We start from the raw sequence: 4260 nt of genomic DNA, 5'->3' as shown, positions 1-4260 counted from the left end.
GCTCTCAAGATCTTTACTACTTATTGCCATACTTATAACATTTAATGTTTAACATGGCGCAAAGGTAGCACTTATTGTTCAAACCGCCAAAATAGGGGTTGGATGCTTACGTTTGAGATGGTATTCGGCAAGAACCTGAGTGCCTTCAAGAGCAACATGACCAAGGTGACATTCTCCATCCGCCGACCTTACGACAAGTACCGTTCGGAGATGCCCCACCGCGGATCGCTCTGCGGCACCACCAACAACCAGCAGTTCATCACCGACGAGGAGAACCGCCGCTACTGTCCGTGGCTGGTAAAGAGCATCGAGAGTCCGATAGACCACCCGATAGACTACGACCACGTGTTTGCCGAGGCAGTGGCACTGGGCCAGGAGGTGATGAGCCATCCTAAGGGCGAGCCCCTGGAGTGGACATACTGGTTGACGAGGGACGACATCGAGCTGATGCGCTGCCACAACCGCCTCTTCATGGTAGCCAACTATGCCGAGGAGCAGATACTCCGTTACTACCGGGTGCCGGAGCCTGATACGCCGCTACAGTTCATCAAGTTCCGCTACAGTGCCGAGATACTGGAGAGGATAGGTGTGAACCCTGCCCTTCGCCAGAACCTGAACAACCAGAACATCGGTAACGTGATGAAGCGTCTTGGATTCAAGAAGATTCACAAGAAGAACGGCAACGGCTGGGCGGTGATCGAGAAGGAAGGTAGCGAAATCAACAACGATGCCTTCATCGATCCCAACGATACCGTGGAGGATTAAGTATCTTACTTTCAACCCGTAAGTATGTTACTTTCAACCCGTAAGTATAATACTTAAACATCAAAAGCTATATGGATATAAGAAGCTATACGAAGCAGGAACTGGCTCTGCTCTATTTCCCCGATTCGTCACCCGTGGTGGCAAGTGCTCATCTGATGCGTTGGATTTGTCGCAATCCCGACCTTCTGAAGAAGCTTCATGAAAGCGGATACGACAAGAACAGCAAGGAATTCACACCTATGCAAACCTCCTATATTATCTATTTTCTCGGCGAACCATAGGCTTCCAAGTATGAGAAAGTATGAGAAAGTATGAGAAAGTGTGAGCAAGTATGAGAAAGTATGAAGTGGCGTTTTCTGATTTCGTATCTTTGCATTGTCATTCAAAGAGGATGATGCTCCTGCCCCATCGGGGGTAGAAGGATACTATCACTAAATTAACCACTTTATGATTCAGTACGTGTTAAAAAAGAACATCAATGAGAAGATGCCGAATGCCTATGGCAAGTTCTTCGCCTATCCGGTCATCACTCAGACCTACGACATCGACCAGCTCGTAGATCACATGGCAAGTCACAACACCCCATTTTCGCGAGGAGCGATTAAGGGTATGATTACCGACATGGTAGCGTGCATCCGGGAGTTGGTGCTCCAGGGCATCGCAGTGAAGATTGCCGACCTCGCCATCCTCTCCATTGGTATCAAGAACAAGGCGGGAGCCGCTACCGAGAAGGAGTTCACCATTGCCAAGAATATCGAGGGCTTGAAGATTAGAGCGCGTGGCACGGGCGACTTCAGTTGCCTGAACCTCAGCCTCGACGGAACGCTGAAGAAGGCCTCTGCCCTGTTAGGGGATGGCACCACCACGGATACCAACCCGGATACCGGAAAGGATACCCCTGGTGGTGAAAACACCGACCAGGGCGGTAGCGGAACCACTGGAGGCTCAGATGTAGGCATATAGTCCCAGCCTCCTGGCATCTGAAACAAGAGAAAGCGCATCGGCAGGATGCAGTCCGGAGTAATCCGAGGGCACATCAGGAATGAAATTCAACATTGTCAAATCATCGCCCTGAACGGATGCTTGCTCGTCCTGTCCGCTTCCTTCTTGTCTTCCCACACGGATCTCACGGATCTCACGGATTCTTTTTCGTTGCAAGCAACGGTACTCACCAAGCCTCACAGGAAAGATTCCATAGGAGTCAAAATCCGTGAGATCTGTGAGAAAAGTAATCACTAATCATTAATTACTAATTAACATGAAAAAGGAAACTATCAAGAAAGTAATCAACTTCGTCATCACCGTCCTCACTGCCGTCCTCAGCGCCTTCTGTGTGCAGAGCTGCGCCAGCCTCTAAGTCGCACACGGAAAATCCGTGAGATCTGTGAGATCCGTGTGCAAAATTAAACATTTATCCTTTAAAATCCAAAGAATCCTATGAAGAATCCAAGAAAAATCAATCTGATCGTGGTACATTGCAGTGCCACACGTGTTAACCAGGACTTCCCTGTAGAAGCCTTGGAAGCCTGCCACAAGGCAAGAGGCTTCAAGAGCATCGGCTACCACTACTACATTACGAAGGATGGCGTGGTCTATCCCTGCCGTCCAGAAAACGAGGTGGGGGCTCACGCCCGCCACTACAACGCCCACAGCATCGGAATCTGCTACGAGGGTGGTCTCGACGAGAAAGGCAAGCCTGCCGACACTCGCACTCCTGCCCAGAAGGAATCTCTGGAAGACCTTCTCTACAGTCTCGCCCTCGACTATCCCGGTGCCGAGATCCTAGGTCATCGCGACCTCCCCTGGGTTCGCAAGAGCTGTCCTTGCTTCGATGTCAAGGAATGGCTGAAGGGAATCGACTTCCATCTCTAGAAAATGCTCCTCATCTGAAAACAGATGGGGAGTTTTTTTCGAATCCCTCCGTCTCCCTTTAGCCAAAGGGAGAGTTTTTCGAAAACCTACCCGTCCTTCCTTACCGTTAAGGAAGGCTCCACCTTTCTCACCAAGCCTCTCTTCAATAGTCTTTACGCCCCCTTCGGTTCCCCCAGTTCTGGGGGACAGAAACCCTCAGGGACGAGAGGATGTAACCGCCCTCCGGTGCTCAGAACCGCTACGCTATAAGGTTGGCGGGGCATCAAAGCCCTCGCCATGTTTTGCGGGATGGGACCGCCTTGGCATGAACTATGACGGAAAGTAAAACACCGTTAGAACGTAACTACTGATTTTCAGCAGTTAACAAAAACAACATTAACTTGCAATAAGTCACAAAGAGAGCGTAATGTCTTTAATGTATAAGGACTAATCGTCAAGTCATCACAGATTACCTTCTTATCCTTACCCAAGAAAAACATACCACAATGATCATTAAGACCTGCTTTAACAGGATATATTCTTAATCTATCATGTAAGTTTGCTAAATACCTTGGAGTAAAAAGAGCATAACCCACATAATGGCTTTCTGTCTTTTTAAAAACATACTTACCTTTTTTATTCAAATGCTTCTGGTCTATAAAAGACAGCCTGGACAATGAGACATATGACTCAACCTCACCATTCGTAAAACGTCGAAGATTAAATGCCGCAAAATTCAACTGATGGGTATTTTCATCATAAAAGGCTGGAGAAGACAACAATCGAGCAATCTCCTCCATATCTTTCAATACTGGTTTCTCAAATGTTATATCACATTCCATTAGGCTATGTTCTTTAAGACTTCCAAAAATTTTGGGAGTTCTGAAAGAGGAAGGATACCTTCTTTCTCTATCTCTCCATAATTAACATCATATACTATTCTATCACTAAGAATAGATAAACAGGCATCTCCTTTGGAGGTCTTCCATTGCATTAATATATAGCCATTGGTATTTGGGAATATTGCTAATCCCTGAAGTAATGATTCGCTACAGCATGCAACAACCTTCCGAGAATAATTACACGCTTCTGATGATATGGAAGGTGAACCTGCATAATCCCAATTTGCCGGCAAATCTCGAAGTTCAAGAATTCGTTTCTCAAGTCGTTGTCTTAACGAAAGACTTGGCTTTTTTTTCAAGTGTTGCTTCAATAATCGCAAAGCTTCTGCCATAGCATCAGTCACACTGATGTTATTCTGCTCTGCTATCGTTGCATAGCCTTGATATAATGTATTATCGAGTACCAATGTTGCCATAATCGTAATATTCTAATTATTGGCTGCAAATATAAGTTTTTTTGATGAAACTACCAAATTTTTGGGGGAGTTTTTACAACTCTGACCTATCACTTGTAGAGGTCTATGTTAATATCGAATGGTGAAGCGAAATCTTTCAGCATTGCATGCTTCGTAATAAGCAGCTAACGCCCTATAACATTTTTCGACTCCCCTGTCCCCCCTCTTGCGAAGAGGGGAGATTGTCTGAAAACCCATAGCAGCCAAAATGTCTCCTAATATTTCTTATTGTTAACACTTTATCTTTGCTTTTCTCGAAATATTTTCGTAACTTTGTAGCTATCAAA

General features: G+C 46.1%; 8 protein-coding genes. 5 read left to right on the top strand and 3 right to left on the bottom strand.

Going from position 1 to position 4260, the window contains the following annotated elements:
* Nucleotides 1-102 precede the first annotated feature (102 nt).
* The 3 genes from ACTQ53_RS17185 to ACTQ53_RS17175 all read left to right on the top strand — a co-directional run bounded on the left by ACTQ53_RS17185 (nt 103) and on the right by ACTQ53_RS17175 (nt 1728).
* Entirely contained in the window at nt 103-765 is a 663-nt protein-coding gene (locus ACTQ53_RS17185) for a VapE domain-containing protein (RefSeq protein WP_441934506.1), read from the top strand.
* A 71-nt stretch (nt 766-836) separates the two neighbouring features.
* Nucleotides 837-1046: a DUF4248 domain-containing protein gene (locus ACTQ53_RS17180; RefSeq protein ID WP_441217367.1), complete on the top strand. Its 210-nt coding sequence runs from the start codon at nt 837-839 to the stop codon at nt 1044-1046.
* A gap of 166 nt (nt 1047-1212) precedes the next feature.
* The gene (locus ACTQ53_RS17175; RefSeq protein WP_441934504.1) at nt 1213-1728 is read left to right on the top strand and encodes an HU family DNA-binding protein; all 516 of its coding nucleotides are present in this window, start codon (nt 1213-1215) and stop codon (nt 1726-1728) included.
* Here ACTQ53_RS17175 and ACTQ53_RS17170 read toward each other — a convergent pair.
* On the bottom strand, nt 1711-1923 hold the full coding sequence (locus tag ACTQ53_RS17170; protein ID WP_441934502.1) for a hypothetical protein: 213 nt from the start codon (nt 1921-1923) through the stop codon (nt 1711-1713). The two genes, ACTQ53_RS17175 and ACTQ53_RS17170, sit on opposite strands and share 18 nt — an antisense overlap.
* A gap of 100 nt (nt 1924-2023) precedes the next feature.
* Between ACTQ53_RS17170 and ACTQ53_RS17165 the strand changes: the two genes are divergently transcribed.
* Nucleotides 2024-2122, top strand: a complete 99-nt coding sequence (locus ACTQ53_RS17165) for a smalltalk protein (protein WP_441932650.1) — start codon at nt 2024-2026, stop codon at nt 2120-2122.
* 80 nt (nt 2123-2202) lie between these two features.
* Nucleotides 2203-2637 (top strand): N-acetylmuramoyl-L-alanine amidase, encoded by a 435-nt coding sequence (locus tag ACTQ53_RS17160; protein WP_441934500.1) that lies wholly within the window; start codon nt 2203-2205, stop codon nt 2635-2637.
* A gap of 353 nt (nt 2638-2990) precedes the next feature.
* Here the strand turns inward: ACTQ53_RS17160 and ACTQ53_RS17155 are convergent, their stop codons facing one another.
* Both ACTQ53_RS17155 and ACTQ53_RS17150 read right to left on the bottom strand, forming a co-directional pair.
* Entirely contained in the window at nt 2991-3458 is a 468-nt protein-coding gene (locus ACTQ53_RS17155) for a hypothetical protein (protein ID WP_441934498.1), read from the bottom strand.
* Nucleotides 3458-3934 (bottom strand): hypothetical protein, encoded by a 477-nt coding sequence (locus ACTQ53_RS17150; protein ID WP_441934496.1) that lies wholly within the window; start codon nt 3932-3934, stop codon nt 3458-3460. The genes ACTQ53_RS17155 and ACTQ53_RS17150 overlap by 1 nt, the downstream gene beginning before the upstream one ends.
* Nucleotides 3935-4260: the final 326 nt, after the last annotated feature.

Origin of the sequence: Prevotella sp. Sow4_E9_plate (assembly GCF_052116205.1) — a bacterium.
In the GTDB taxonomy this organism is placed as follows: domain Bacteria; phylum Bacteroidota; class Bacteroidia; order Bacteroidales; family Bacteroidaceae; genus Prevotella.
This window is presented reverse-complemented; position numbering and strand designations above follow the sequence as displayed.

Coding starts and splice junctions, on each gene's coding strand:
- ACTQ53_RS17185 (WP_441934506.1), top strand. CDS start 103: ATGCTTACGTTTGAGATGGTATTCGGCAAGAACCTGAGTGCCTTCAAG.
- ACTQ53_RS17180 (WP_441217367.1), top strand. CDS start 837: ATGGATATAAGAAGCTATACGAAGCAGGAACTGGCTCTGCTCTATTTC.
- ACTQ53_RS17175 (WP_441934504.1), top strand. CDS start 1,213: ATGATTCAGTACGTGTTAAAAAAGAACATCAATGAGAAGATGCCGAAT.
- ACTQ53_RS17165 (WP_441932650.1), top strand. CDS start 2,024: ATGAAAAAGGAAACTATCAAGAAAGTAATCAACTTCGTCATCACCGTC.
- ACTQ53_RS17160 (WP_441934500.1), top strand. CDS start 2,203: ATGAAGAATCCAAGAAAAATCAATCTGATCGTGGTACATTGCAGTGCC.
- ACTQ53_RS17155 (WP_441934498.1), bottom strand. CDS start 3,458: ATGGAATGTGATATAACATTTGAGAAACCAGTATTGAAAGATATGGAG.
- ACTQ53_RS17150 (WP_441934496.1), bottom strand. CDS start 3,934: ATGGCAACATTGGTACTCGATAATACATTATATCAAGGCTATGCAACG.